Consider the following 26,389-nt stretch of genomic DNA (forward strand, 5'->3'; position numbering starts at 1 on the left):
TTCGATCGACCTACGGGGTGTCGGCCTGGCGGCGCCTGCCGCGGGTCGCGATCAGGCGTTCCTGCAGGTCACGCAACGGCTCGCCGTCCGGACCGGTGAGCCGGGCCTGCCAGGTGTCGTCGGGCTGCAGCCACCACGAGCCGGTCCGCTCGTCGAAGCCGAGGTCGAACAGCTCGCGCAGCTCGGTGATCTGGTCCTGCTGCTTGAGCTGGACCAGCACCTCGACCCGGCGGTCCAGGTTGCGGTGCATCAGGTCGGCCGAGCCGATCCACACCTCGGACTCGCCGCCGTTGTCGAACCAGAAGACCCGGCTGTGCTCCAGGAACCGGCCGAGGATGCTGCGGACGCGGATGTTGTCCGACAGCCCCGGTACGCCGGGACGGATGGTGCAGATGCCGCGGATCCACAGGTCGACCGGGACACCGGCTTGCGACGCACGGTACAGGGCGTCGCACAGGGCCTCGTCGACCAGGCTGTTCACCTTGATCCGGACCCGGGCCGGGCGACCGGCCAGGTGGTGCTGGACCTCGCGCTCGATCCGGTCCAGCAGGCCCCGACGTACGGACTGCGGAGCGACCAGCAGCCGGCGCGAGCCCGTACTGCGGGCGAAGCCGGACAGGTGGTTGAACAGGTGCGCGATGTCCTCGGTGACGACCTTGTCGCTGGTCAGCAGGCCGAGGTCCTCGTACATCCGGGCAGTCTTCGGGTGGTAGTTGCCGGTGCCGATGTGGGCGTAGCGACGCAGGCCGTCCGGCTCGTCGCGGACCACCATCGAGAGCTTGCAGTGCGTCTTCAGGCCGATCACGCCGTAGACGACGTGGCAGCCGGCATGCTCGAGCTGACGGGCCCACTTGATGTTGGCCTGCTCGTCGAACCGGGCCTGGATCTCGACCAGGACCAGCACCTGCTTGCCGGCCTCGGCGGCGTCGATCAACGCGTCGACGATCGGCGAGTCACCGCTGGTCCGGTACAGCGTCTGCTTGATCGCGAGCACGTGCGGGTCGGCCGCGGCCTGCTCGATGAAGCGCTGCACGCTCGTCGAGAAGCTGTCGTACGGGTGGTGGACCAGTACGTCGCGCTGCTTGAGCGCGTGGAACATGTCGGCCGGGTTGGAGGTCTCGACCTCGGCCAGGTGCGGGTGCGTCGACGGGACGAAGCCGGGGTACTTCAGCTCGGCCCGATCCAGCGACGCGATGTCGAACAGGCCGCGCAGGTCCAGCGGACCCGGCACCTCGAACACCTCGGCCTCGGTGACGCCCAGCTCGGACACCAGCAACGCCCGGACCTTCGGGTCGATCGACTCCTCGACCTCGAGCCGGACCGGCGGGCCGAACCGGCGCCGCAGCAGCTCCTTCTCGAGCGCGGCGAGCAGGTTCTCCGCGTCGTCCTCCTCGACCTCGAGGTCCTCGTTGCGGGTGACCCGGAAGGTGTGGACCTGGGTCACCTCCATGCCCGGGAACAGCTGGCCGAGGTGCGTGGCGATGACGTCCTCGAGCGGGACGAACCGGCCCTCGGCGACCTTCACGAACCGGGGCAGCAGCGGCGGCACCTTCACCCGGGCGAAGTGCTCGCCGCCGGAGTCGGGGTTGCGGACCACGACGGCCAGGTTGAGCGACAGGCCGGAGATGTACGGGAACGGGTGCGACGGGTCGACCGCGAGCGGGGTCAGGACCGGGAAGACCCGGTCCTTGAAGAACTGGGTCATCGCCTCGCGCTCGGCGTGCTCCAGCTCGTCCCAGCGGAGGATGTCGATACCCTCCTTGACCAGGGCGGGCAGCACGACCTTGCGCCAGGTCTCGGCCTGCCGGTCCATCAGCTCGCGGCTGCGGCTCAGGCTGCGGTCGAGCACCTCGCGCGGCATCAGGCCGCTGGCGGCTTTGACAGCAACGCCGGCCGCGATGCGGCGCTTGAGGCCGGCCACGCGGACCATGTAGAACTCGTCCAGGTTGCTGGCGAAGATGGCCAGGAACTTGGCCCGCTCCAGCAACGGCACGCGGTCGTTCTCGGCCAGCTCGAGCACGCGCTGGTTGAACGCCAGCCAGCTCAGCTCGCGGTCCGAGAACCGGTCCTCGGGAAGGTCGCCGGCCTCCGTGATGTCGTACGGGGGCTCGACGTCGTACTCCCGGTTGTGCGACGCCAACAAGTCTCCTGCCACGTTGACCAGCATCCCATCCTTTGGTGAACGGTAGGTGGCTGGACGCATGTCAGGGTCGTCTCTGCGCGATCTCGCTGATTGTTGCTAGCGTCACGCTTTGTGAACCCACGAGTGGACGCGTTGCTGCGGACCGGACTGACCGCTGTCCAGAAGGCGGTCCAGGGCCATGCCCTGACCCCGGTCTACGCCCTGCCCCCGGCGGTCCGCCGCCGCCTGGCCGGCGCTCCGATCGAGATCGACGGCAACGTTCTCGACCCCGACCTGCAGCTGCTGCTCCGGCTCGAGGCTCTGCTCCCCGGCAGCGGCGGCCTCCCGAAGTCCGTTGCCGCGGCGCGCGCGGGTCTGTTGCGGGGGACCGCCCTCGTGTCCGGACCACTCCGTGAGGTCCAGCGCGTGACCGAACTCACCGTCCGGGGCGCCGACGGCCAGCTCGGCGCCCGCCTCTACGTCCCCCGTACGGCGGGCCGCGGGCTCCTCGTCTTCTTCCACGGCGGCGGCTGGGTCGTCGGCGACCTCGACACCCACGACGCGTACTGCCGCGACGTCGCGGCCGAGACCGGCGTACGGGTCCTGTCGGTCGACTACCGCCTCGCCCCCGAAGCCCCCGCCCCGGTCGCCGCCGAGGACGCCGTCGCCGCCTTCAGCTGGGCCATCGAGCACGCCGAAGACCTGGGCGCCGACCCTGCCCTGGTCGCGGTCGGCGGCGACTCCGCGGGCGGCAACCTCGCCGCGGTCGTCGCCCAGCAGTGCGTCGTACGGGACATCCCTGCCCCGGCGCTGCAGCTCCTCATCTACCCCGCCGTCGACCTCGTCGGCCGCCGCCCGTCCAGAGATCTCTTCGGCGAAGGCTTCTTCCTCACCGAGGAAGAGATCCTCTGGTACCGCGAGCACTACACCCCCGACCCGACCCTCCGCCCCGACCCCCGCGTCTCCCCCCTCTTCGGCCCACTCGAAGGCCTGGCCCCGGCGTACGTCGTCACCGCCGGCTTCGACCCCCTCCGCGACGAAGGCAACGAATACGCCGACGCGCTGACCGCCGCGGGCGTCCCCACGACCCACCACCAAGAACCCACCCTCATCCACGGCTTCACCAACATGCTCACCCTGGGCGGCGCCACACGGGCCGCGCAGCTGCGCATCCACGCTTATGTGAAGTCGGTCCTCAACCCCTAGCTCCGTGGAGTCAGGTGATCTGCATCTCGTACATCACCCAGTTCCCCGCGCTGCTCGAGAAAGTGAACTCCAGAGTGCCGTCGGCGCTCGTCTGAAGAACCGGGGATGCGGTCGGCGTGAGCCGCTCTTCGTAGATCCCCGACCTGATCGTCGCCGATCCGCCCAATCGGCCGGACTCGCCGCGATAGATCTCCTTCACGGCGATCAACTTGTCCTTGTAGTCGCCCTTGACGGCGCCGTTCTTCACATTGACCTTGCGGGTGTAGTCGGCCAGCCCTTGGCATCCAAGGCAACCTTTGTCGCTCGCCGCGAGAAACGGTGCAGGGTCGCCGGTGGCGGACGCGTGGTTCAGCAGGTCTAGGTAGTGGGCGATGAACGCTTCCCCAGCAGCCAAGCTGGTGCCTGCTGCCGGCGCAGGCCGGGGAGGTGGCGTGCTCAGCGCTGGCTTGCTGGATTTGGGCGTGGCAGATGAGTCGGTTGAACCGAGCGGTGCGGTGCCCGGTCCGCTTGCCACAGGCCCTCCATGCGAACAGGCGGCGAGAGCCGCGGCCGCGAACGCGATGCCAACGGATGCTGCCGCTTTGTTGTGGATCATCGCTCGACCAATTTCATCTCGTACATGACCCAGTTCGCGCTCCGTGCCGACAGCGCGAACTCACGGGTGTACGTCGTCGCCTTACTCGTGAACGGCGTGTCTGTCGGCGTCCGGCGGCTCACGTAAAGGCCGACCTGAATCGTCGCCGAGCCGCCCACCCGCCCGCTCTCGCCCTGGACCAGCTCGGCCACCTCGCCGACCCTCTCGGCGTAGTCGCCCTTCATCAGGCCGTTGGCGCCGTTGGATTTCCTGACGAAGTCCGCGTACCCCTTGCAGTTCTCGCAGCCGGGATCGCTTGCGCCCAGCATGGGCGCGGCGTTCCCGGTGGCGGACGCGTAGTTCAAGAGACTGCTGTAGTACCGAACGAACCCTTCGGCAGCGGCGAGGCTCAGGCCGTTAGCGCTGTCAGGGCGCTCGGGTACAGAAGGTGGGCTCGCGGCCGACGTACTCGAAGGTGTCGGGTTGTTCCTCGACGGCGCGCCTGTGTTCGCGGAGCCTGCCTCCGGGCCGGCAGTCGAACAGGCCGCAAGAACCGCGGTCAGGAAAGGGACGCAAGCCGCCATCCGGGTCCGCCGACTGTTCATCAATTCGGCGGATCCACCAGTACCGGCACGGCTTCCTGGATCTGCAGGGGTGTCGCGGGTCCGGTGATCGGGACGGTGCCCGCGATGTACTGCCACCCGGTCCCGTCGACGTTGAAGCGGGCTGCGTAGTTGGTCGTCAGCGTGATGCCCACCGACCCGCGCTTCAGGTACTTGTGCGTGATCTCCTTCGCCGGGTACGGCTTCCCCGGCGACTCGGTCGTCACGGTCGTCCCGTCCCCGAACCGCCACGTGTAACTCATCGGCGTCGCCTCGACCAGAACGGGGAACCCCAGCAACGTCACCGTCGTGTTCGAGACCTTGGCCTGGTCGGTGTAGACGATCGTGTCCAGATTCACCAAGGTCTTCCCGGCCGGCTGCACCTTCACCTCCAACCCGGGAAACGCAACGTTCTTGGTCTCTGCCAGCACCTGCTCCCAGGTGACATCCTCCGGCCGAGGCAAATCCCGCCGAACCCCCACCGAAGGCGTCGGCTGCTCCGGCTCCAACCGCTCGGCTTCCTCACAACGAGCAGGCCCGATCCGCCCACCCCCATCGGCTGCGGGCAACCCGCAGATCCCGATGTTCAGGCGGAACGGCGTGATGCGTTTCTGCGCGGCCGGCGTACGGATCTTCGACTCTGACTTCTTGGAATCGCTCTTGTTCGAGTCAGGTCTGGGTTCCTGGCGGTCCTGCTCCTTCTTGCTGAGGGTGACCGTCCCACCGGACTTGATGAGCTTCATCTTGCCTTTGGGCTTCGGCGGCGGCGTTCTGGTCAGTGCCCGCTCGTCGAGCCCGATCGTCATCGCCTGGTTCGGAGTCGCGGACGTGACCGTCGCGGTCCAGACGGTCCCCGAGAGAACGGTCGCGAACGCCGCTACCGCTCCGATGGCTTTGACAGTCATCCGTCAGCCTCTATTTCGTACATCACCCAAGCGTTGCCGGCCGCGCTGAGTGTGAACTGCCATGTCTCGGTGTGGGCCTTCTTCTGGACCGGCGAAGCCGACGGGGAGCTTCGCTCGACGTAGTTTCCGGACTGAACAGCCAAGGACCCGCCGATCCTGCCGGACGCGCCTTTGAAGATCTCCTTGACCTCGACCAATCGGTCGGCGTAGTCGCCGGAAAGACCACCGTTCTTTCCGTTGACCTTGGCGAGATAGTCGGCTGTCCCCTTGCACCCCACGCAACCCTTGTCGCTGGCAGCCAACAGTGGTGAGGTGTCGCCGGTCGTGTACGCGAAGTTCAGCAAGGCGAGGTAGTGCCCCAGAAACGCCTCGGCAGCAGACAACGAGAGGCCCTCAGCCGTCGCAGGACGGTCCGGAGGAGCGCTCGACTGCTCAGACGGACCTGAGGTCGGCGCAGTGCCCTCTGAGGTCATGGATCCAGTCGGCACGGGCGGAGCTGTCTCAGGGCGCCCCGCCTCGGGGCTGTCGTTCGAGCAGGCTGAGAGGGCAGCGGTCATGCAGATCGCTGTCATGGTGGCAGCCAGTCTGTTGCGGAATGTCACGTTCGTCAGCCCTCCGTAGTCGACTGGTCGATCGTAACTGTCCGTGGGGGACGGGTGCGGTGGCAAAAGCTGCAGCTGTGGAAAACCGGGTGGGGCCAGGAGCCGCCCGGCTGGGGGGTGAGAGGCTCGGACGGCTCCTGGTTGGTGGTGGGACGGGGGTGGGGCGGGTTTATGACGCGATGTGAGTGGATGACTTCGGTGTGACACCGTTCACAGGGCGTACTGGACGTCCAGGGCGGTCGTGGTGAAGCCGAGGGATTCGTACAGGCGGCGGGCTGGGGTGTTGGTGCCGTCGACGTACAGGGTGATGGCGTCGAGGGACCGGGTTTCCTGGAGGTGGTGGAGGCCCTGGAGGGTGAGGGCCTTGCCGAGGCCGGAGCCCTGGTGGGTGGGGGAGACGCCGACGACGTACACCTCGCCCTCGTTGTGCTCGATCTTGGTCCAGTGGAAGCCGGCGACCTCGCCGGTGGTGCGGTCGACGGCGAGGAAGAAGCCCTCGGGGTCGAACCAGTCCTGGTGGAAGCGGTCCGTGAGGTCGGCTTGGGTCCAGGCGCCTTGTTCGGGGTGGGAGGCGAAGGCGGCGGCGTTGACCTTCAGCCAGGCGGCGTCGTCCTGGCCGGGGACGAACGCGCGTACGTCGACGTTGTCCGGCCAGGTGATCTCGGGCAGAGGCGCGCTCGTACGGCGTAAGAAGTACAGCTCGCGCGTGACCTTCAGGTCGAACAGCGCGGCCAGTTCGTCGGCGCCGGGGAGGCGGCCGTGGGCCCAGACGCGGAGCTTGTCGCCGCCGTGGTCGATCAGGGTGCGCAGCAGCGCCGTACCGGTTCCTTGGCGGCGGGCCGCCGGGGCGACGACGAGTTCGGCGGATCCGTCGGGGCCGAGGGCGGCGTAGCCGACCAGGTCGCCGGGGGTGGTGGCCAGGCCGGCGACGTCCAGGGTGCCGGGCTCGCCGGCGTACGCGAGGACGTGCAGGTCGCCGTGATGCTCGCCGTCGAGGTGGAGCAGCGTCTGTTCGGACAGCGGATTGACGTCGTCGCTCTGCGCGGCCAGGCGAGCGAGTTCGGTGACGGCGGCCGCGGTGGCCGAGGGCAACGGTGAGGGAACTGCGTCGAGGGTCACGTGAATACCGTAAAAGGTCCTACCCAGTTCATCGCCAGGTCCTTGGACGGTCCACTCCGTGTCGGGTAATTTCGCGGCACCGCATCCACTGCGGACCGAAACTACAACGGAGTAGACATGGCCTTCACAGGACGGGACAAGACGTGGTTCAGGGGTCCGCGGGCGGTTGCCCTGCTGGCTGCCGGTGCCGCGGTGGCACTCGGCTTGGCCACGGGGGGAACCGTGACCCAGGCTGCGCCGGCCAAACCGAAGCCGACGCACACCCAGATCAACCTGCTGGCGCTGAACGACTTCCACGGCAACCTCGCGCCCAACCCGGCGACGAGCTCCGGCGGCAACGTCAACGGGACTCCGGCCGGCGGCGCGGAGTACCTGGCCACCCACCTGGAGAACCTGCGCGCCGCGGCGAAGGCGCAGGGCCAGGAGAGCGTCACGGTCGCCGCGGGTGACCTGATCGGCGCGTCCCCGCTGCTGTCGGCCGCGTTCCACGACGAGCCGACCATCGAGGCGATGAACGAGATGGGCCTGGACGCCGCCTCGGTCGGCAACCACGAGTTCGACGAGGGCTGGCACGAGCTGCTCCGGATGCAGACCGGCGGCTGCCTGAACGACGGCGACGGGCAGAACAACCAGAACTCCTGCCCGGACAAGAAGGCCAAGTTCAAGGGCGCCGACTTCGACTACCTGTCGGCCAACGTGTTCTTCGAGAACACCCGGCAGACGCTGCTCGACCCGTACACGGTGAAGAAGTTCAAGAACGGCCAGAAGGTCGCCTTCATCGGTATGACGCTCGAGGCCACCCCGGACATCGTCACCAAGTCCGGTGTCGAGGGGCTGACGTTCACCGACGAGGTCGAGACCGCGAACGCGCTGGTCCCGAAGCTGCGCAGGCAGGGCATCGAGTCGATCGTCGTGCTGCTGCACGAGGGCGGGTTCCCGAGCGACCCGCGCGCGTTCAACAGCTGCCCGGGGATCTCCGGCCCGGTCACCGACATCGCCAAGAGCCTCGACCCGGCGATCGACGCGGTCATCTCCGGCCACACCCACACGGCGTACAACTGCTCGATCAACGACCCGGCCGGCAAGCCGCGGCTCGTCACCAGCGCGTCGTCGTTCGGCAAGGTCGTCACCCAGGTGCGGCTCAGCATCAACAACGCGACCAAGGACGTCGACCGGCTGAACACGCTGGCCAACAACCTGATCGTCACCCAGGACGTGCCGAAGAACCGTGACCTGACCAAGCTGATCACCAAGTACCAGGGCCTGGTCGCGCCGATCGAGTCCAAGGTGATCGGGCACATCACGACGCCGTCGGTGGTCCGTACGCCGGACGACTCGCAGGAGTCCCCGCTGGGCAACCTGATCGCGGACGCGCAGCTGGCCGATCCCTCGACGGTGACCGGCGGCAAGACGCCGGTGGTCGCGTTCATGAACCCGGGCGGGATCCGGGCCGACCTGGCCTCGACCGGTGGCGCGGTGTCGTTCGGGCAGGCGTTCACAGTGCAGCCGTTCAACAACTACCTGGTCTCGATGGACATGACCGGGACGCAGATCAAGGCGCTGCTGGAGCAGCAGTTCTCGGGGGCGAACCAGGCCGCGAACAAGGTGCTGCAGGTCGCCGGGATCACCTACACCTACAAGCCGGCCGGTACGCCGGGCGCGAAGGTGGACGCTGCGACGGTGAAGATCGCCGGTCAGCCGATCGTGGACGGTACGTCGTACCGGATCGTGACGAACAACTTCCTCTCCGACGGTGGCGACGGGTTCCCGGCGTTCACCACGGCGACGAACAAGTTCTTCGGCGGGCTCGACATCGACGCGTTCGCGGCGTACCTGGCCGCGCACGACCCGTACACCCCCGGCCCGACGGACCGGATCAGCATTTCCTGACGATGACCGGGCCTGCTGCTGAGTGAGGCCCGGTACGACGGCCGCCCGGGTCGCCTTCTGGCGAAGGTGATCCGGGCGGGTGTGTTCCTGGGCGTTGGCGTACGGCGTGGTGGTGGCTACCCGGCCCTGTCCCGAGTGACGGCGTACAGGGCTCGGGTCAGAGGACGAACTTGAGGACGACGAAGGCCAGGGCGACGCCCGTTGCGATGGCGGCGCGGCCGGAGCCGATGCCGCGGCGGACACCGGTGGCGAAGACGGCGAGGGTGAGGGGGACCAGCATCACCAGCAGGGTGATCCCTGCCGCGTGGACGCCGACGTGCTCGCGGCTGCTGAGCAGCAGGCCGAGAGCCAGGGCGAAGGTCAGGCCGAGCCAGGTGGTCGTCTGGATCGGTCCGTCGGACGGATCGCTGCGATGCGTTGCGTGAGCACCACCACCGCGGCGGTGCGAAGTCGGAGCGTGCGCCATCGGTCACCTTTCGTGAACAGACCGAATACGCAAGGTAGCACCCTGGCTACACGCCGGTCCAAGCCTGAACTTGTGCAGGCGGTCGGGGCCAGATCCGTTGCTGGGGTGGGAAGTAGGTGCCGTGGGGCTGGTGGGGCTGCTGTGGTTTTTGAGGTTGATCGGACGGCTGTGGTGCGGGAGGCCTGGCCCGGCCGGTCACGCCGCAGGGGCTGAGGCCGCGGCGGCCGGAGAAGAGCTCGAGTGCCGGGCGGCGGGGCGGCGGGGCGGCGGGAGCCGGGAGTCGGGCGGCGGGAGTCGTACGGCGGGAGTCGGGAGTCGGGCGTCGGAGAACCGTAGCCCGGTGCCGATTGGGCGGAGCCAAGCGACAGTTGCGAGCCGAGGGTGCCAGGAGCCGGGGAGGCGACAGGCGGTGGTACGGGTGCCGCTGAGGGCGGGAGCTGGTGGCAGCGGCCGAGAGCCGAGGGAGTCCGGCTTAGCCTGCTAGGCAGGCAGCGAGGGCTCAGGCTCTGGAGTCGGCGGGTTCGCGGTCTTTGGTGGTGGGTGGGATGACGAAGCGGTAGCCGACGTTGCGGACGGTGCCGATCAGGGACTCGTGCTCGGGGCCGAGTTTGGCGCGGAGGCGGCGGACGTGGACGTCGACCGTGCGGGTGCCGCCGAAGTAGTCGTAGCCCCAGACCTCCTGGAGCAGCTGCTCGCGGGTGAAGACGCGGCCGGGGTGCTGGGCCAGGAACTTGAAGAGCTCGAACTCCTTGTACGTGAGGTCGAGCGCGCGCCCGTTCAGCTTCGCCGTGTACGACGCCTCGTCGATGACGACGTCACCGCTGCGGATCAGCGTCGTTTCGGGGTCCTCGTTGCGGGCCGCGGCCAGGCGGCCGATGACGAGGCGCAGCCGGGCCTCGATCTCGGCGGGGCCGGCCGTGTCGAGCAGGACGTCGTCGGCACCCCAGTCGGCGTTCACCGCGGTCAGGCCGCCTTCGGTGACGACCAGGAACAGCGGTACGTCGATGCCGGTGGTCCGGATCAGCCGTGCCACACCGCGGACCGTGACCAGGTCACGACGGGCGTCGAGCAGGACCGCGTCGGCGTCGGGTGCGTCCACCAGCGCCGCGACCTCGGAGGGAAGGATCCTGATCTGGTGCGGGAGCAGGGCGAGAGAGGGCAGGACCTCGGTGGAGGCCTGCAGCGCGTTCGTCAGCAGCAACAACGTGCTCACGCTGTCTCCTTGTGCGGGTCGGCGGAGCGCGGGTGAGCGATCCGGTCCTGAAGCACGTCAGGCCCCAACGGCGTCATTGCCGGGGGCCCGAGACACACTGGTGTGGAACAGCAAGCTGACATAATACTCCAGGAACCCTTCGATGAGTGAGGCGTCTCCCACATGCCGGAAGTGACGATCAGATACTTCGCCGCCGCGCGCGCCGCGGCCGGGGAGTCGACCGCGACGGCGCGGGCCGACTCGGTCAAGGAGCTCGTGGGCACGGTCTCGGCCGACCGCCCGGAGCTGGCGCGGGTGCTCGGCATCTGCACGTTCCTGGTCGATGGCGAGCGCGTGGAGCTCACTGCGGCGCTCGAGGACGGTGCTTTGGTTGACGCGCTGCCGCCGTTCGCCGGGGGCTGAGTCGATGGCCGGCTGAGCCGATGGCCGGTTGAGCCGATGGCCGCGGCGGGGTGCGCCGGTGGCTGGAGTCGCTTGCCCTGCTGGTCGGCCGGCGGCTGATTTTCCGGTACGCCGCTGTGGTGGAGGTTGCCTGCGATGCGGCCGGGGAGCTCGGCGTGGGCTGAGGCCGCGGCGGCCGGGTGACAAGAGTGTGGGGTGCGGGCGTGCCTGGTGGGTGTGGGGGCTGGGGGCCGGTGGCGGGGTGCGGGGTGCGCGGGTGGAGGTGCTCGGGGCCTGTGAGTGGCTGGGTCGGCTTGGGCGGGTGGGGGTGCTTGGGGCCTGTGAGTGGCTGGGTCGGCTTGGGCGGGTGGGGGTGCTTGGGGCCTGTGAGTGACTGGGGCGGCTTGGGCGGGCGGGTCAGGGGTGAGGTTGGTGGTCGGCGTGGGCTACGTGGTGCGCCTGGCCAGGTGGAGGGTTAGGTCGGCGTTCATCGTTACCTCTAGGGGGAGGATCTGGAGGACTTCGGTGAGGGCCTGGAGGCGTGTGGGCTCGGGGAGTTGCAGGTACGCCGAGATGGTGGACAGGTGGGCGACGTACTCGTGGCCGGGCATGGTGACTCGGCGGTCGATGGTCGACTGGCGGATGTCGGTGAAGAGTGGGGAGCGGAGGAGTTCGGTGCCGGGCCATTGCATCGGGCTGTCTTCGGGGGTGCCGTCGGGGGACGGGATGTTGTCGGTCTCGAGGTAGCGGAGGGTGATGGTGCGGACTGCTTGCGCCACGTCCGGGTCGGCCAGGTCGAGGGAGCCGCCGAAGGAGGCGAAGACGCCCTGCGGGTTCAGGAGTGCTGAGACTCGCTCCCAGCGGGCGGTGGGGTTGGTCCAGTGCAGGGCGGCGGCTGCGAAGACCAGGTCGTACGTCGTGCCGAGGGGCAGGTCTTCGAAGGCGCTCTGGTAGCTGGACGCTGCTGGGAGTTGGCGGCGGAGCTCGGCGAGCATCGCGGGGTCGGGATCGGTCGCGGTGACCGCGATGCCGCGGGCGGTGAACGCGCGGGTGGCCTTGCCGGTCCCGGCACCGATCTCCAGCGCCGTTCGGACCGGCGTACGGCGGGAGCCGGGGCCGGCGTCGAGCGCGCCGGCGTCCAGCGAGCCCAGGACTGCGCCGACCGAGCCGGAGCCGGCCTCAAGCGAGCCCAGGCCCGCGCCCGGCGTCGCTGCGTACTCCAGCACCGCGTTCACCAGCTCAGGTGGATACCCAGGCCGGTAGCGCTCGTAGGTGGCTGCGACGGATCCGAAGCTCAAGGCGCGTTCGTTCACCGGCTGATCGTGCCAACCGAAACGTCCCGCGGCTACCCGATTACGGTAGGGAAGGCCTCCCTGGCCGGTAGATTGCGCGGTTGTGGCACAGGACACGGGGACCCTGCTCACTACGGTGGGCCGGGCGGCGGGGTTGTTCGGGCGGGCTTGGCCTCGGCTGCTGGCCGTCTTCCTGGTCGCCGAGCTGCTGCATCGCGGGGTGTTGTGGGTTGCGGTGCGGGCCGGGGCGCAGGCTCAGGCGGCGGGGATCGCCGTGCTGGCGTTGCTGGTGGTGATCTCGCTGGCGATGTACGTCGCGATGTTCCTGGTGCTGCGCCGTGAGCTGCCGTACCACCGGCGGGCCGTGTCCGAGGGGGTGCTCGCACCGGACGGCGTCGAGCCGGGCAAGGAGGCGGGGGCGGTCGACGCGCTGGCGTCGGCGTTGCTGCCGTTCCTGGCCTTCTACGCGGCGTACAAGTTCCTGCAGGCCGAGGCGCTGAACTACGAGTACCAGCTGGCCGTGCACAACCTGATGGACGACGCCGCCACCGCGTTCAGCGGTGGGACGGTCACGCAGGCGCCGACCGGGTTGCAGGCGTTGTCGACCTGGCTGTTCATCGGGCTCGGCGTCGCGGCGTACCTGCTGCGGCTGGCGTTCAAGAACAAGCGCAAGAGCGGGCCGGTGCGCAAGCTGTTCGTCACCTATCTCGAGGCGCTCTGGATCTTCGTCGTCGCGTACCAGGCCTCGGCGTACCTGCCGTCGCCCAAGGGCTGGCTGGAGGAGCGGCGGCTGTGGGAGTGGGGCCAGGACGCGTACGGCTGGGTGCTCGACCACGTGCTCGGCGTCGAGCGGATCCGGGAGATCTGGGACGCCGTCACCGGTTTTGTTGCCGCGGGCATCGGTGATCTGTGGAGCGCGGCGGTGCTGCCGCTGATGTGGATCACGATGACCGCGGTGATCTACGGCCGGGCGATGCCGAAGGCCGCGCGGGTGGAGCAGCTGCGCTGGCGCTTCGACCGGATCAGCAACCGCTGGCAGCGGACGCCGCGGCTGGTCCAGGTGGCCGGCAACTCGATGGTGTCCGACTGGCGCGACCGCTGGCGGCCGGTGCGGGACGCGTTCCGCCTGGTCGCGCGCTCGGGGATCCGGCCGATGCTCGGCTACTTCCTGGCCTGGGCGGTCGTCACGTACGCCGCCGGCGCGGTCTGGATCCTGCTGCGCGACTACGTCATCGGCCCGCAGTCGCTGCAGTTCTGGAAGGTCATCGACGAGCCGATCGGGCTGGCGGTCGAGGCGCTGAAGATCATGCTGCAGATCGCGTTGCTGGCCGCGGCGTACGACCGGATGGTCGGCGGCCTGGCCGGCTACCTCAAACCGCGGACCCGTCCGCTGCACCCAGCCGGCGGCGAGGACCACGGCGTCACCGACCTGACTGCCGCTACCTCGGGAATGCCAGGTACTGCGGAAGCCGGGTCGCCCACGTGATCGTCGGCCGGACCTCGGCAGCGACAGCAGTCGGTACGACGAACACCGCGACCGTCTCGTAGGGCTTGCCGGCCTTCGGCTTCAGGAAGTACGGCGCGAGCCGCGGATCCCGCCAGCTCTGCGGCTTCTCGTCGGAGCCGCCGGTGCAGCCGGTCGGGCGGTCCTGGAACTCGTCGTCCAGGATCGACTCGTCCCAGGTCCGGCCGTCGTTCGCGCGCAGGTGGACCAGGCAGCCGCCGAGCTTCTCCAGCTTGGCGACGTCGTCGACCTGCAGCCGGAAGTAGACGCGGATCCGCGTCGTGCCGTCGGGCAGGGGTGTGCCGGTCCGCCCTGCCCTGGGAGACGGGTCGGTCTCGACACTCGCCGCGAACCAGGTCGCGTCCTGGTACGACGTACCGCCGGCCGCGACCTCGACCGCGTCGCGCGGCTCGCCGTCGTACCAGGAGTCGTAGTCGCTGCGCACCGACCACCAGCCGAGCAACGGGATCGTGAGAACGAGCGACGCGAGGGCGATCGTGTTGCGCCGGAGCCAGCCCGGGCGCGCGCGCCGGGCGGTCATCGCTCCACCGCCGGGTTCAGGATGGCGACGTCCTCACGCAGGCCGTCGAGCTGGTCCTTCGAGATCTCCAGCGCGATCGTCGCCTGCGGCTCCAGATCGGTGAAGATCTCTTTCTCCAGCACCAGCAAAGTTGCGCCCGGCAACTGATCGGCCGGCATCTCGACCACCAGTGGGCCGCGCACCGGGATCCCCGGCGCGAACTGGAAGCCGGTCAGGTCACTGCGGTCCAGCTCACTGCGGTTCGCGACCGCGTACGTCGTACCGTCACTGGCCCGGATGCCGATCTTCTGCAGGTGGATCGGCTCACGGTTCGCGGTGACCACCGCGTCGATCACGACGAAGTCGGTCAGCGTGTCCCGGTCCGGTGTCGTCCGCGGGACGCGGAGCTTCTTGCTGATCCGGACCTTCTCGACGGTGAAGTCGAACCGCGGCGTGTGCACGGCCTGGCCGGTGACGCCCTTGACCGCGATCGGCTGCTGGAAGTCCTTCTCGGTCGGGGTGAGCCGGTAGAGGCCGACGATCGCGACCAGGACGACTGCGACCAGGACCGTGTCGACGAGCTTGCGGCGGGTCATCTGTTGTCCTTCACCGGTGAGGTCACCTCGGCGGCGATGGTGTCGTCCCGCCAGCCCTCGTGGTGGTCCAGGACCGACTCGCGGAACTCGTAGTGCTGGACGCTCAGGGTGACCTCGCGCGGGAGATCGGTGGCCTTGGGCAACTTCCAGACGTACGCGACGTCCTCGGCGTGGTGCGGGGTGAGGATCGGGTCCGGTGTCTGGTCGCGCAGGTTGGTGGTGCCGATCGGCGGGTCGGTCGGCTTGACACCGTTCACGTCGAGCAGCCGGATCAGGTCGGACGGCGGATCGACGCCGGTCTTGTCGGTCAGCTCGAGCTTGAGCACGACACCGATCAGGACGCCGCCCTCGTCGGGGGTGAAGAGCGGTTTGAGATCCTTGACGACGACCACGCGCTGGACGGTGACGCTGAACTGGCCCGCGTCGACGGCGGTCCCGGCGCCGACCTTGGGGGTCTCGTCGGAGGCCTTCGCCAGGCCCCCGAAGGCGGCCGAGATCGCGAGCAGTACGACGACCGCGCCGATCACCCAGGTCCTGACCGACCGCCCCCGGACCTTGAGGTCCTTCAGCTCGGGCAGTTCCTCCCGTTCCCCGCTCCCCGTTTCCTGCACGGCCGAAGCGTATCCACGGCGAGGGCCGTCGCGGGGTCAGTCGAACGGCCGGCCGCGCAGCCGTTTCGTCTCGCCGCGGCGCTTCTTCTCGTCCAGGCGGCGGCGTACCGAGCCCTTCGACGGACGCGTCGCCCGCCGCTGCCGGGGCGGAGCCGCGATCGCGTCCCGCAGCAGGCTCGCCAGCCGGGCCCGGGCCGCCTCCCGGTTGCGCCACTGGGACCGGTGCTCGGACGCGGTGATCGTCAGTACGCCGTCCACGAGCCGGGTCGCCAGCCGCTCGAGCGCACGGTTCTTCAACGGCTCGCCCAGCGCCGACGTCGCCGCCAGGTCGAAGATCAACTCCACCCGGCTGTCGGCCGTGTTCACCGACTGTCCGCCCGGCCCGCTCGAGCGCGAGAACCGCCACCCCAGCTCAGCCTCGGGGATCACCACCCCGGCGCGCACCGTCAGCCCTCCGTCCACGCCCCCATTCAACCCGAAAACCCCGGGTCGAGCCCGCGCATTACCGCCAGACTGCTCCCCATGGACTGCGTCTTCTGCGACCTGATCGCCGCCGATTCCGCCCAGTGGGTCGCGAAGGAGCAGACCGCCGTTGCCTTCGCACCTCTGCCCGGCTCGGAGATCGCCGCGGGCCACACCCTCGTCGTACCGCGTCGTCACTGCGACCTCGGCGTCCTCGACGTCGGTCCGGACGACCTGGCGGCGACGACCGAGCTCGTACGCCAGGTCGCCCGCGCGATGGTCGACGCGCTCGGCGCCTCGGGCGTCTGCGTGCTCAACGCCTCCGGCCCCGACTCCGGCCGGAGCATCGATCACCTGCACTTCCACGTCGTACCGAGATTTCCCGGCGACGGCGACGACACCTTGCCGTGGCCAACGGGTCGGTCCACGCATCAGCCGGCCGGCGATCCCAGGGCGCTGCTGGCGGCGGCGCTCGTGTCCAAGGGGTGAAACGAGGGCGTGGGGCCGAAAGTGCAGCGGCGTACTCTCGATTGGTGTGAGTGCAGGTGCTGTCGTGCTGGTCGCCGCGGTTGTCGCCGGGGTGCTGCTGAGCGTGCTCAAGACCTGGTACGACGGACGCTTCCGCGCCTCGCGCGCGGCGGAGAGGCGAGCGGTGGAGAACGGCGACCAGCTGACGGCTGACGACCTCGGCGTCGAGCTGGGGGAGCGGGCGACGCTGCTGCAGTTCTCCTCGGCGTTCTGCGCGCCGTGCCGGGCGACCCGGCGGGTGCTCGCCGAGGTGGAAGGCATGGTCGACGGCGTCCGGCACGTCGAGATCGACGCCGAGTCCAACCTTGAACTGGTCCGCCGGCTGAACATCCTCCGGACGCCGACCGTCCTGGTCCTGGACGCCACCGGCGGTACCGTGACCCGCGCGAGCGGCGCGCCCCGCAAGGCCGACGTGATCGCCGCCCTCGGCGTAGCCGTCGACCACGCCCGCTGATGCCGCCAGGCTCACGATGACCGCTGAACCGATTCACTGATCCCACATCGCGATCAGTTGTCTCAGGAAATGGGACCACGACTGGCGGGTCCCCGGCGTTTCCGTACTCTCGACACGTGGCTTACACGACATGGCTGACCAAGCGCAGGGCAGTGGACAACTGCCGCATGCGCTCGTCCCTGTGTCGACGCCCCTGACCAGGCGGCGTCCCGAGCGCTCCGGAACCGGCAGCTGAGCACGGTCCGGATGTACGCCGCCTCCCGCAAGTCGTCGGGCGGGCAAGTCTCGTTCCAGCTCCTTGTCGAGGAGTTCGTATGTCCCAGCAAGCGGTCACCCCCCAGGTCGACCCGCGCGGACTCCGGTTCGCGGCGGCGCTGACGACGGTCGTTCTGGCGCTCACGCTGATCCTGAACAACCCCTGGCCGCTGGCCGTCCAGGCGGTCGTGTTCGCGATCGCGGTCGCGTTCGGCGTCCAGGCGTCGCCGTACGGACAGCTGTTCAAGCGGCTGGTCCGGCCCCGGCCCCAGACCGGGGTGGTGGGGCGGGGAAGGTATTTGTTCAGCCCGCCGAAGGAGCTGGAGGACGCGGCCCCGCCGCGGTTCGCGCAACTGGTCGGGCTGGTCTTCGCCGTGCTCGGCCTGATCGGTTACTTCAGCGGCGCCGAGGTGCTCGGCGTCGTCGCCACCGGATTCGCCCTGGTCGCCGCGTTCGTGAACGCGGCGGTCGGGCTGTGCCTCGGGTGCGAGGCCTATCTGCTGATCCAACGCATTCGTACGCCAAACCGTGACACTTCGCTGTTACCAACTGAGAGGCAGCACACATGAGCAGGGAATCCGCTCTCGTCTCGGCCGACTGGGTCGAGGAGCACAAGTCCGACGAGAACATCGTGCTGGTCGAGGTCGACGAGGACGTCTCGGCGTACGACGCCGGTCACATCGCCGGTGCGATCAAGCTGGACTGGAAGACCGACCTCCAGGACCAGGTCCGCCGCGACTTCGTCAACCAGGAGCAGTTCTCCGCGCTGCTGTCCGAGCGGGGCGTGAAGAACGACGACACCGTCGTGCTGTACGGCGGCAACAACAACTGGTTCGCGGCCTACGCGTACTGGTACTTCAAGCTCTACGGCCACGGTGACGTCCGCCTGCTCGACGGCGGCCGCAAGCGCTGGGAGCTGGACAGCCGCGAGCTGACCGACGAGGTCGTCAAGCGCGACGCGACCGAGTACGCCGCCAAGGAGCCGAACCTGGAGATCCGCGCCTTCCGCGACGAGGTCGAGCAGGCCATCGGCGTGAAGAACCTGGTCGACGTGCGCAGCCCCGACGAGTACGCCGGCCGGCTGCTCGCCCCGGCCCACCTCCCGCAGGAGCAGGCCCAGCGCGCCGGGCACATCCCGACCGCGGCCAGCATCCCGTGGAGCAAGGCGGCCAACGACGACGGCACCTTCCGCTCCGACGACGAGCTGCAGAAGCTGTACTCCGAGGCCGGTGTCGACTTCGGCAAGGACACCATCGCGTACTGCCGGATCGGCGAGCGCTCGGCGCACAGCTGGTTCGTGCTGCACGAGATCCTCGGCCAGGAGAACGTCAAGAACTACGACGGTTCGTGGACCGAGTGGGGTTCGCTGGTCGGCGTACCGGTGGCGCTCGGCGACGAGCCCGGGAAGGCCTGACATGTGCGGAGCCAAGAAGGGCGGCCTTGACCTCAAGGGCGTCGACATCGACAAGGAAGCCGTGATCCAGGGCCAGGTCCTGCGCGGCGAGGACCCGGTCGGCGGTGCGTACGTGCGGCTGCTGGACTCCTCCGGCGAGTTCACCGCCGAGGTGCCGACGTCCGCGACCGGGCACTTCCGGTTCTTCGCGGCGCCGGGCAGCTGGACGCTGCGGACGCTGGCGCCGAAGGCCGAGCCGGTCGACCGCCAGGTCGTCGCGCAGTACGGCGAGGTGGCCGAGGTGGCCGTCGCGGTCTGACGCTCTGTCCATTGATCGACCCTGAGGGGCCCGGGCCTTGCGCGCCCGGGCCCCTCACTTTTTCCAAAGTCTTTTGTTTTGGTTTCTTGGCTTTCCTGTCACTTGGTTACGGTTTGGTCACGGACCTGCGGCTGCTCGTTACCTACTGCGACCGACTGAGTTGTGTCTGTGTCCTGGCCCCCAGTTGGGGTCACGTCATCACTCAGGGAGGAGGGGTCATGAGACCCCGCATCAACAAGAAGCTCGCTGCCGTGGGCGTTGCGGCGGTAGTCGGCGTAGCTTCGACGATCGCGCTCACTTCGGGCTCGGCGAACGCCTCGCCGGTCTACGGCTACAACGGCTACTCGATCGGCACCGACGTGCAGGGCGGCATCGTTGCCAGCGGCCCGCAGGTCAAGTCCGAGATCAGCTGCACCACCGACGCGACCCGCAAGTCGCGCAACGACCTGGCGACCGCGAACGTCAACGACCAGACCATCGCCAAGACGGTCACCACGGACACCTTCGCCTTCGCGGAGAAGCGCGGCAACGGCGTGACCTCGACCGCCACCGCGGCCGACATCCGCGTCGGCTCGCTGCTGCACCTGAAGGGCGCCAAGACCACGACCACCGCGTGGATCAAGAACGGCGTCACGTACTACACCGGCAGCACCACCTTCGCCGACGTGCGGATCGGCTCCGTGTCGGTCCGGTCGCTGCTCAAGGCCAAGCCGAACACCAAGGTCGCCGTTCCGGGCCTGGGCTACATCGTGCTGAACCGCGTCGGCGGCGTGAAGACCGACGCCGGCATCTACTCGTACGCGCAGGCCGTCGTGCTGCACGCGACCGTTCGCAACCGCTACATCCCCGAAGGTGTCGACGTCGCGGTCCTCAAGACCCGCGCCGAGGTCACCAAGCCGGCCACCGCGCTGGTCATCGGTGACGCGTACGCCACCAAGGCGAACGTCGACAAGCTGGTCAAGTCCGGCCCGACGTCCTACCAGGCCACCTGCCAGGGCACTGGCGGGCGCACCGACCGCGTCGCGGTCGGCGAGGTGAACATCCCGAAGGTCGCCTACGTCGGCGCCGCGTTCACCACCAAGCGGGGCGACATCGGCCCGAACAAGTCGTACGTCGACTTCAGCTCGCACGTCGCGGGCATCAAGGTCGCGAACCTCTCCATCGGCGCCATCGAGTCCTCGGCGTCCGCGTGGAAGACCAAGGACGGCAAGGTCGGTCTGAACTCGCGCTCGACCATCGCCTCGATCAAGGTCGGCAACAAGGTCTACCCGGTCAAGACCGGTGAGAACGCCGAGCTGGAGATCCCCGGCATCGCCAAGCTGACCTTCAACCAGGTCCTGCGTCAGAGCCGCTACATCTCCGTCAACGCCCTGGTGATCGACGTCTACAGCCTGAACACCAAGGTTGTCGTGGGCCACTCGGCCGCCGGTGTGATCGGCTGATCCAGCCACACACCCTCCCTGACTGAGTCGAACCTCACCGATCCAGACAGGCACCGGACGGCCCCGGCCGGATCTTCGGATCCGCGCCGGGGCCGTCTTCTGTGTGCGGTACGCCGGCGAAGGCGCCGAGGTATGCCGGTTCAGGCGCCGAGGTGCGTCGGTTCTGGCGTCGCCGTACGCCGTTCAGGCGTGGCGGGACGCCCGGGTCAGGCGTCGAGGATCACGGTGACCGGGCCGTCGTTGGTCAGGTGGACCTGCATGTCCGCGCCGAAGCGGCCTCGCTCGACCTTGGCGCCGAGGGATTCCAGGGCCGCGCAGAACGCGTCGTACAAGGGCTCGGAGACCGGGCCGGGGGCGGCGGCGCTCCAGGACGGGCGGCGGCCTTTGCGGGTGTGGGCGTACAGGGTGAACTGGCTGATCGCGAGGATCGGGGCCTGCTCGTCGGCGGCCGACCGTTCGTGGCGCAGGATCCGCAGTGTCCAGATCTTCGCCGCCAGCGCCTTGGCCTTCTCCTCGGTGTCGTCGTGCGTCACGCCGAGCAGCACCACCAGACCGGGCTGATCGATCGCGCCGACCATCTCGCCCGCGACCTCGACCGATGCGTCCGTGACTCGTTGCACCACTGCTCTCATGGATCACAGTCTGCCGTTCCGCAAATTGTCCGGTCCTCGGGGTGATTCACGACCGAATCTCCCGTTCAGTGCCGACATCTGGCACGATTCCTCCATGACGTCGACGTTGATCACCGTTGCCCCGACCGGTGCCGAGACCGCGAAGGCGGACTGCCCGGCGCTGCCCACCACCCTCGACGAACTGGTCGAGACCGCGAAGCGCTGCGAGGCGGCCGGGGCCGCGATGATCCACATCCACATCCGGGACGCCGAGCACCGTCCGACGCTCGACCTCGGCCGGCTCACCGAGACCGTCGCCGCGATCCGGGAGAACACCGCGCTGATCGTCCAGCTGTCCACCGGTGGCGCGGTCACCGACCCGTTCGAGCACCGGCTGCGCGTCCTGGAGGCGGCACCGGACTCCTGCTCGCTGACGATGGGCACGGTCAACTTCGGCGACGACGTGTTCATGAACCCGTGGCCGTTCGTCACCGAGCTCTACCAGCTCACGCAGGAGCGGCACGTCGTACCGGAGTTCGAGCTGTTCGACCTCGGGCACGTGGCGGCGCTGCACCGGCTGCTCGACAAGTTCGGCCTGCCGTACGGCGGTCGCGTGCACTGCGACCTGGTGATGGGCGTTCCTGGTGGGATGCCCGGTACGCCGGACGCACTGGTTGCCGCGGTCAACGCACTCCCGCCGGCGGTGACGTCCTGGGCGGCGACCGGAGTCGGCCGGACCACGATCCCGGTCGCGCTCGCGGCGCTGTCGAAGGGCGGCCACCTCCGGGTCGGGATGGAGGACACCCTGACCCTGGCGAAGGGGCAGCCGGTCACGCACAACGCCGAGCTCGTCGAGCGGGCCGCGGCTTTGGCGACCCTGGCTCAGCGGCCGCCGATGTCGCCGGACGCCGCGCGCGACCTGCTGAACGTCGCCCGCCGGGACTGAACGACCGCCACGATCACGCCGGCCACGATGATCGTTGACTCAAGCAACAACCAGTCGCGCAGGTAGTCACGCGGCAGCACGGTCGGGTTGACGCCCTTGCCCTGACGGATGAGCAGCGGGATCGCGACGAGGGTCGTGATCCCGACGTACAAGGCTGTGGTGCGGACGGCGCCGATCGTGCGGTGGTGGCCGGGACCGATCGACCATCTCGTCAGGAGCCAGCCGGCCGCGACGGTCAGCGGGACGAGCAGGAAGTCATCGACCAGGACGGCGCCGCCGAGCCAGAGCGGCAGGCGGATCAGGGCGTCGATGCTCAGGCTCTGCAGGAGAAGACGGAGGCCCCAGAGGCCGAGTCCAACGCCGACTGCGGCCATGGCTACGCGGGCGACTCTCATGCGAGGACCTCCAGACGGTGGACCCACTTGGTCTGCAGGACACCGGGGCGGTTGGGGGCGATGATCCGGGCCGGGAAGCCGTGGTCGAGATCGAGGTCGGAGCCGTTGAGCTTCAGTGCCAGGAGCGTGAGCGGGTCGGCGGCGAACTGGGGTGGGAGCTCGCTGGTCGCGTAGAAGCCACCCTTCTCCATCGACACGACGCGGACCGTCGAGTGGTCGGGGGCGCCGGCCAGCTGGAGGAGATCACGGATCCGGATGCCTTCCCAGCTGGCGCCTTGGCTCCAGCCCTCGACGCAGGCGATCGGGAGGTCGGACCGGCTCTGCGGCAGGGACCTGAGCTCGGCGAGCGACCAGGAAAGTTGCTGAGGGCCACTGATCGTGAAACGCCAGTCGTCGCCGACCGGTACGACGCCGGCGTCGTGGGCGGTGCGGTTGACCGGGAGGGACTGCGGGCCGACGTTGGGCTTGCGCGGCGCGAGGACGGCGATCGGGCCGAAGGCCGGGACGGACTGGCCGACCGAGGCGATGCCGACCAGGGCTCCGGCGCCGGCGACGGTACGGAAGAGGCCGCGGCGGCTGAGGCCGGTGATCTCGGCGGGGAGCGAGGTGCGGGCATGCGCCGGCTCGGGTTCGTCGGCGGGCGGTGCGTCTGCGGGTTGCGGTGGGTCCGCGGGCGGTGCGTCTGTGGGATGCGGTGCGTCCGCGGGCCGGCTCGTGAGCGGTGCGTTTGCCGTGGGTGGCTCGTCGAGTGGCGCGTACGGCGTACGGTCTGCTGCTGTTCGGCTCCAGTGGGCGCGGATCAGCGGCAGCTTGACGGCGAGGTGCACGAGCAGGGCGCCGATGATGATCCAGGCGAGGGCGTAGTGCGTTTCCTTGAAGGGGAACGGCCACGGATACCACTGCAGGGTGTTGACGAAGCCGATGAACAGTTCGAGCGCCAGCGCGGAGACGAGCACCAGGATGGAGAGGCGTTCGAGCAGGGTGGCGAGCGCGGCGCGGCTCGGCGGCCACGGGGGCTTCTCGAAGAGCTTCGGGTAGACGGTCCAGAGCTTTGCCAGCAGCAACGGAATCGCCATGGTGCCGCTGAGCACGTGCAGGCCCTGCGTCACGCGGTACAGGGACGCCGGGCGCGCGGGGATGTGCAGCCAGCCGGGCGTCGCCTGCTGGAAGTGGCTGAACAGACCGGTCAGGAAGCAGACGAAGATGGCGACCGCCAGCCAGCGGCCGATCACGGTCGCGACCCGGGGGTGGTGCAGCGCGGACCTGAACGCCGGCTGCGGAGGGCTCGGGAGCTTCATTTCTCCATCAGAACGCCTCGCGGACCGCTCGGCGGGGTGACTGCGGTTACCGCCCGCGAACGACCTGCCGACCGGCTTACGGGTCGGGGACGGATCGGGTCCGGGGCTGGCGGGCCGCGTCCGGATTGTTGTCGGATTGCAGGTTTTGCCGGGTCGCGAGGGGCGAAGTTGCGTGTAAGGGTGGTTGGTCGCGCGGGCCGGTCAGCCGGTCCGGACAGGCCTTCGGGAGTGGGATCCGGTAGGCCTGTGGATACGTCGGAACGGGTGGCACCGATTCGGCTTAACCTGAGAGTGGTCCAGTTCAGGGGCCGTCGGAGATCTTGGTCGAGGGCGTAGGCAGGAGAGGGGAAGGTCAGTGAAGACGCAGTTGCGGTCGCCGGACGAGGACGTCCGTGCGATGGCCGACCTCGCGGAAGTGGGCGACTGGAGCCGGCTGTGGGGGCCGCCCCAGACCGGGCCCGCCGGGATCCGTGCGCTGGTCGCGCGCGTGGTCGCCGCGACCGGCTGGCAGCCCTGGGCGCCCGGCGACATCGACCCGGCCGAGTACGCGTGGGGTCTGGTCACGCCGCGTGAGACGGTCATGCTCGCGCTGCCGGACGCCGTCCTGCCGGAGAGCCCGCGGGGCACCTGGTCGGCGTACAACATCGGCGCGGACGAGGTGGCCGACGCGGAGGACCTGATCGACGACCACTGGCCCGACCAGCTCGCGCTGGCACGGCAGCACTGGGGCGACCCGGTGTTCGTCGGGCCGGGCAACGACCCACGGATCCCCGGCGAGTGGCGGGAACGGCGGCGGCACCTCGCGGTGTGGCTGCGGCCCGGCGCGGAGATCCACCTGTACGCCACCCGGCTGCTGCCGGGTGAGGCGAATCCGACGGCCGGCTTCGCGTACTCCGTCTATGCGAGCGAGGTGGCGTGATGGCGCAGCCCCAGTCGATCGAGGAAGAACTGCTCGACAGCCTGTACCGCGGGTTCAAGCGGGCCGCGCAGGGCGTGCGGGCGACGTACCGCGGGCTGCGGCGGTTGCTGCGGCGCGGTCGTTCGCGCCGTCCCGCGGGGGCGCCGGCGATGGCCGGGCCGGGGCAGGACAACACCTTCCCGCCGAACGACGGTCCTTCCGTTGACGACCGTCAGCTCCAGGAGCAGGAGCGCAACCTCGACTTCAAGGAACGCCGGGCGATGACCGAGGCGGTCGTCGAGTACATGCGCAACAACCCCGAGGCCAGGTCGCAGCTGCAGAACCTGAGCCAGCACCAGCAGCGGATGCTGCTGCTCGGTCTGGTCGAGCGTGCCATGAACGACGAGGAGCTCGCCCGCGACGACGCCGACGACCGTCTCGAGCGGGAGCAAGGGGCCGACGGCCGGGACCCGCTCGACCTGGACGGCAACCGCGTGCTCGACACCCGCGACCGGGAGCTCGAGGACCAGGACGTGGACCGGCTGAGCGACCGCGACGGCGATCGGGTTCCCGACAACCTGGAGCGTGACCGCGAGGACGACCAGCGCGAGCGGGGCGAGGACGAGGAGCGCGAGACCGAGCAGAGCGCCGAGGAGCGGGAGCGCGAAGCGGACGACCGCGAGGAGACTCGCGAGGCCGAGGCGCAGGAACAGGACCGCGAGCGCGAACGCCGCGAGGGGGCGGACGGCCCTGACGTCCTTCCTGCGGCGGCGGCCGGCGCGGTGGCTGCCGAGGGGCTTGACGGCCAGGACCAGCCGGAAGCCGAAGGTCCGGAGGTGGACCAGGCCGCGGTTGACGCTGAGCGTGACGGCCAAGAGGTGGACCAGGCGGCGGTTGATGCTGAGCGTGATGGTCCGGAGGTGGACCAGGCCACGGTTGACGCTGAGCGTGATGGGCAGGAGGTGGATCAGCCTGCTGTTGACGCACAGGCTGATGGTCCGGAGGCCGAGCAGGGTCAGCCTGAGGTCGACGAGCAGGCGGACCGGGATGAGGTCGACCGGGCTGAGGGTGATCCTCAGGTGGGGCAGGGCGAGGTCGCGCGGGACGACGTAGAGGTCGATCGGGAGCAGCCTGCGGCTGAGCAGGATCAGGCCGACCGAGACTTGCAGGAAGTCGAGCAGGCTGAGCCGGCGGTTGACCAGCAGGCCGCAGATCGCGACCAGCCGGAGGTGGCCGAGCCCGACAGGGATCAGGCTGAGCTCGACCGTGACCAGCAGGCTGATACCGAGCGGGACGCGCAGGAGGTCGACCAAGCCGACCAGCAGCTCGACCCGCAGGAGATCGACCAGGCCGAGCCGGACCGGGATCCGCAGGAGGTCGACCAGGCTCAGCCGGTCGTCGACGAGCAGGCTGACCGGGATCAGGTCGATCGGGCTGAGGGCGATCCGCAGGTGGGGGACAGCGAGGTCGCGCGCGACGACGTACAGGTTGATCGCGAGCAGCCCGAGGTGGAACAAGCCGGTCTGGACGAGCGCGAGCAGCCCGAGGTGGAACAAGCCGGTCTGGACGAGCGCGAGCAGCCTGAGGTGGAACAGCCCGAGCCGGAACGCGACGGGCCCGAGCAGGATCAGCCCGAGCGCGACCAAGTCGAGCAGGACCAGCCTGGCCGGGAGCAGGTCGAGCAGGATCAGGCCGGCCGGGATCAGCAGGTGGAGCGGGAGCAGGCTGAGGTCGATCGGAACGACCCTGCGGTCGACGGGCCTGAGCGTGACCAGCAAGGGCAGG

The 26,389-nt window shown here is 69.3% G+C and carries 29 protein-coding genes; 12 read left to right on the plus strand and 17 right to left on the minus strand.

Annotated features, from left to right (window positions below; all coding sequences use genetic code 11):
* Positions 1-10: 10 nt before the first annotated feature.
* A complete protein-coding gene (locus tag HDA39_RS35155; protein ID WP_184802633.1) occupies positions 11-2,167 on the minus strand; it encodes an RNA degradosome polyphosphate kinase in 2,157 nt (718 codons plus the stop codon).
* 87 nt (positions 2,168-2,254) lie between these two features.
* Here HDA39_RS35155 and HDA39_RS35160 point away from each other — a divergent pair, with 87 nt between their 5' ends.
* A complete protein-coding gene (locus HDA39_RS35160) occupies positions 2,255-3,328 on the plus strand; it encodes an alpha/beta hydrolase fold domain-containing protein (RefSeq protein WP_184802636.1) in 1,074 nt (357 codons plus the stop codon).
* A 10-nt stretch (positions 3,329-3,338) separates the two neighbouring features.
* Here HDA39_RS35160 and HDA39_RS35165 read toward each other — a convergent pair whose 3' ends face one another.
* The 5 genes from HDA39_RS35165 to mshD form a co-directional block, all read right to left on the minus strand.
* Entirely contained in the window at positions 3,339-3,923 is a 585-nt protein-coding gene (locus tag HDA39_RS35165) for a DUF6318 family protein (protein ID WP_184802638.1), read from the minus strand.
* Positions 3,920-4,507, minus strand: coding sequence for a DUF6318 family protein (locus HDA39_RS42775; protein ID WP_337926032.1), 588 nt, complete (start codon positions 4,505-4,507; stop codon positions 3,920-3,922). Before HDA39_RS42775 ends, HDA39_RS35165 begins: the two co-directional genes overlap by 4 nt.
* Complete coding sequence (locus HDA39_RS35175; protein ID WP_184802642.1) at positions 4,507-5,409, minus strand: PKD domain-containing protein; 903 nt, start codon at positions 5,407-5,409, stop codon at positions 4,507-4,509. The genes HDA39_RS42775 and HDA39_RS35175 overlap by 1 nt, the downstream gene beginning before the upstream one ends.
* Positions 5,406-5,981: a DUF6318 family protein gene (locus HDA39_RS35180; RefSeq protein ID WP_337926033.1), complete on the minus strand. Its 576-nt coding sequence runs from the start codon at positions 5,979-5,981 to the stop codon at positions 5,406-5,408. Before HDA39_RS35180 ends, HDA39_RS35175 begins: the two co-directional genes overlap by 4 nt.
* Positions 5,982-6,221: 240 nt before the next feature.
* Complete coding sequence (gene mshD / locus HDA39_RS35185; RefSeq protein ID WP_184802646.1) at positions 6,222-7,130, minus strand: mycothiol synthase; 909 nt, start codon at positions 7,128-7,130, stop codon at positions 6,222-6,224.
* Between the two features lie 117 nt (positions 7,131-7,247).
* On the opposite strand from mshD, the gene HDA39_RS35190 reads away from it, so the two are divergent.
* Positions 7,248-9,020, plus strand: a complete 1,773-nt coding sequence (locus tag HDA39_RS35190; protein WP_184802648.1) for a bifunctional metallophosphatase/5'-nucleotidase — start codon at positions 7,248-7,250, stop codon at positions 9,018-9,020.
* Between the two features lie 157 nt (positions 9,021-9,177).
* On the opposite strand, the gene HDA39_RS35195 is transcribed toward HDA39_RS35190, so the two are convergent.
* On the minus strand, positions 9,178-9,486 hold the full coding sequence (locus tag HDA39_RS35195) for a hypothetical protein (RefSeq protein WP_184802650.1): 309 nt from the start codon (positions 9,484-9,486) through the stop codon (positions 9,178-9,180).
* Positions 9,487-9,985: 499 nt separating this feature from the next.
* Complete coding sequence (locus HDA39_RS35200; RefSeq protein ID WP_184802652.1) at positions 9,986-10,699, minus strand: winged helix-turn-helix domain-containing protein; 714 nt, start codon at positions 10,697-10,699, stop codon at positions 9,986-9,988.
* A gap of 162 nt (positions 10,700-10,861) precedes the next feature.
* Between HDA39_RS35200 and HDA39_RS35205 the strand changes: the two genes are divergently transcribed.
* Positions 10,862-11,101, plus strand: coding sequence for a MoaD/ThiS family protein (locus HDA39_RS35205; protein ID WP_184802655.1), 240 nt, complete (start codon positions 10,862-10,864; stop codon positions 11,099-11,101).
* Between the two features lie 425 nt (positions 11,102-11,526).
* Here the strand turns inward: HDA39_RS35205 and HDA39_RS35210 are convergent, their stop codons facing one another.
* Positions 11,527-12,393 (minus strand): class I SAM-dependent methyltransferase, encoded by an 867-nt coding sequence (locus HDA39_RS35210; RefSeq protein ID WP_337926034.1) that lies wholly within the window; start codon positions 12,391-12,393, stop codon positions 11,527-11,529.
* Positions 12,394-12,475: 82 nt separating this feature from the next.
* On the opposite strand from HDA39_RS35210, the gene HDA39_RS35215 reads away from it, so the two are divergent.
* Positions 12,476-13,858 carry a hypothetical protein gene (locus HDA39_RS35215; protein WP_337926035.1) on the plus strand — a complete coding sequence of 461 codons (1,383 nt, stop codon included), beginning with the start codon at positions 12,476-12,478 and terminating at the stop codon, positions 13,856-13,858.
* Here HDA39_RS35215 and HDA39_RS35220 read toward each other — a convergent pair.
* The 4 genes from HDA39_RS35220 to arfB are packed head-to-tail and all read right to left on the minus strand — an operon-like array spanning position 13,812 to position 16,065.
* Complete coding sequence (locus HDA39_RS35220; protein WP_184802657.1) at positions 13,812-14,417, minus strand: hypothetical protein; 606 nt, start codon at positions 14,415-14,417, stop codon at positions 13,812-13,814. The genes HDA39_RS35215 and HDA39_RS35220 overlap by 47 nt on opposite strands.
* Positions 14,414-14,992, minus strand: a complete 579-nt coding sequence (locus HDA39_RS35225; RefSeq protein ID WP_184802659.1) for a hypothetical protein — start codon at positions 14,990-14,992, stop codon at positions 14,414-14,416. The genes HDA39_RS35220 and HDA39_RS35225 overlap by 4 nt, the downstream gene beginning before the upstream one ends.
* Complete coding sequence (locus tag HDA39_RS35230) at positions 14,989-15,603, minus strand: hypothetical protein (RefSeq protein WP_337926036.1); 615 nt, start codon at positions 15,601-15,603, stop codon at positions 14,989-14,991. The genes HDA39_RS35225 and HDA39_RS35230 overlap by 4 nt, the downstream gene beginning before the upstream one ends.
* Positions 15,604-15,639: 36 nt before the next feature.
* On the minus strand, positions 15,640-16,065 hold the full coding sequence (gene arfB, locus HDA39_RS35235; protein WP_184802661.1) for an alternative ribosome rescue aminoacyl-tRNA hydrolase ArfB: 426 nt from the start codon (positions 16,063-16,065) through the stop codon (positions 15,640-15,642).
* A 60-nt stretch (positions 16,066-16,125) separates the two neighbouring features.
* On the opposite strand from arfB, the gene HDA39_RS35240 reads away from it, so the two are divergent.
* The 6 genes from HDA39_RS35240 to HDA39_RS35265 all read left to right on the plus strand — a co-directional run bounded on the left by HDA39_RS35240 (position 16,126) and on the right by HDA39_RS35265 (position 20,456).
* Positions 16,126-16,554 carry an HIT family protein gene (locus tag HDA39_RS35240; protein WP_184802663.1) on the plus strand — a complete coding sequence of 143 codons (429 nt, stop codon included), beginning with the start codon at positions 16,126-16,128 and terminating at the stop codon, positions 16,552-16,554.
* Between the two features lie 46 nt (positions 16,555-16,600).
* On the plus strand, positions 16,601-17,047 hold the full coding sequence (locus tag HDA39_RS35245; protein ID WP_184802665.1) for a thioredoxin domain-containing protein: 447 nt from the start codon (positions 16,601-16,603) through the stop codon (positions 17,045-17,047).
* Positions 17,048-17,361: 314 nt separating this feature from the next.
* Complete coding sequence (locus HDA39_RS35250) at positions 17,362-17,871, plus strand: DUF4395 domain-containing protein (protein ID WP_184802667.1); 510 nt, start codon at positions 17,362-17,364, stop codon at positions 17,869-17,871.
* Positions 17,868-18,716 carry a sulfurtransferase gene (locus HDA39_RS35255; protein ID WP_184802669.1) on the plus strand — a complete coding sequence of 283 codons (849 nt, stop codon included), beginning with the start codon at positions 17,868-17,870 and terminating at the stop codon, positions 18,714-18,716. The genes HDA39_RS35250 and HDA39_RS35255 overlap by 4 nt, the downstream gene beginning before the upstream one ends.
* A 1-nt stretch (position 18,717) precedes the next feature.
* Positions 18,718-19,014, plus strand: a complete 297-nt coding sequence (locus tag HDA39_RS35260; protein ID WP_184802671.1) for a DUF1416 domain-containing protein — start codon at positions 18,718-18,720, stop codon at positions 19,012-19,014.
* Positions 19,015-19,232: 218 nt separating this feature from the next.
* Complete coding sequence (locus HDA39_RS35265; RefSeq protein WP_184802673.1) at positions 19,233-20,456, plus strand: choice-of-anchor P family protein; 1,224 nt, start codon at positions 19,233-19,235, stop codon at positions 20,454-20,456.
* Between the two features lie 206 nt (positions 20,457-20,662).
* Here the strand turns inward: HDA39_RS35265 and dtd are convergent, their stop codons facing one another.
* Positions 20,663-21,088: a D-aminoacyl-tRNA deacylase gene (gene dtd / locus HDA39_RS35270; RefSeq protein WP_184802675.1), complete on the minus strand. Its 426-nt coding sequence runs from the start codon at positions 21,086-21,088 to the stop codon at positions 20,663-20,665.
* 94 nt (positions 21,089-21,182) lie between these two features.
* On the opposite strand from dtd, the gene HDA39_RS35275 reads away from it, so the two are divergent.
* Positions 21,183-22,013, plus strand: a complete 831-nt coding sequence (locus HDA39_RS35275) for a beta-keto acid cleavage family enzyme (RefSeq protein ID WP_184802677.1) — start codon at positions 21,183-21,185, stop codon at positions 22,011-22,013.
* On the opposite strand, the gene HDA39_RS35280 is transcribed toward HDA39_RS35275, so the two are convergent.
* Together HDA39_RS35280 and HDA39_RS42780 are read right to left on the minus strand one after the other, a co-directional pair.
* On the minus strand, positions 21,950-22,408 hold the full coding sequence (locus HDA39_RS35280; RefSeq protein ID WP_184802679.1) for a hypothetical protein: 459 nt from the start codon (positions 22,406-22,408) through the stop codon (positions 21,950-21,952). The genes HDA39_RS35275 and HDA39_RS35280 overlap by 64 nt on opposite strands.
* Complete coding sequence (locus tag HDA39_RS42780; protein ID WP_238356224.1) at positions 22,405-23,706, minus strand: molybdopterin-dependent oxidoreductase; 1,302 nt, start codon at positions 23,704-23,706, stop codon at positions 22,405-22,407. Before HDA39_RS42780 ends, HDA39_RS35280 begins: the two co-directional genes overlap by 4 nt.
* A gap of 355 nt (positions 23,707-24,061) precedes the next feature.
* Here HDA39_RS42780 and HDA39_RS35290 point away from each other — a divergent pair, with 355 nt between their 5' ends.
* Entirely contained in the window at positions 24,062-24,625 is a 564-nt protein-coding gene (locus HDA39_RS35290; RefSeq protein ID WP_184802681.1) for a hypothetical protein, read from the plus strand.
* Here the strand turns inward: HDA39_RS35290 and HDA39_RS35295 are convergent.
* Positions 24,604-26,382: a hypothetical protein gene (locus tag HDA39_RS35295; RefSeq protein ID WP_184802683.1), complete on the minus strand. Its 1,779-nt coding sequence runs from the start codon at positions 26,380-26,382 to the stop codon at positions 24,604-24,606. The two genes, HDA39_RS35290 and HDA39_RS35295, sit on opposite strands and share 22 nt — an antisense overlap.
* Between the last annotated feature and the right edge of the window lie 7 nt (positions 26,383-26,389).

The organism is Kribbella italica (genome assembly GCF_014205135.1).
In the GTDB taxonomy this organism is placed as follows: Bacteria; Actinomycetota; Actinomycetes; order Propionibacteriales; family Kribbellaceae; genus Kribbella; species Kribbella italica.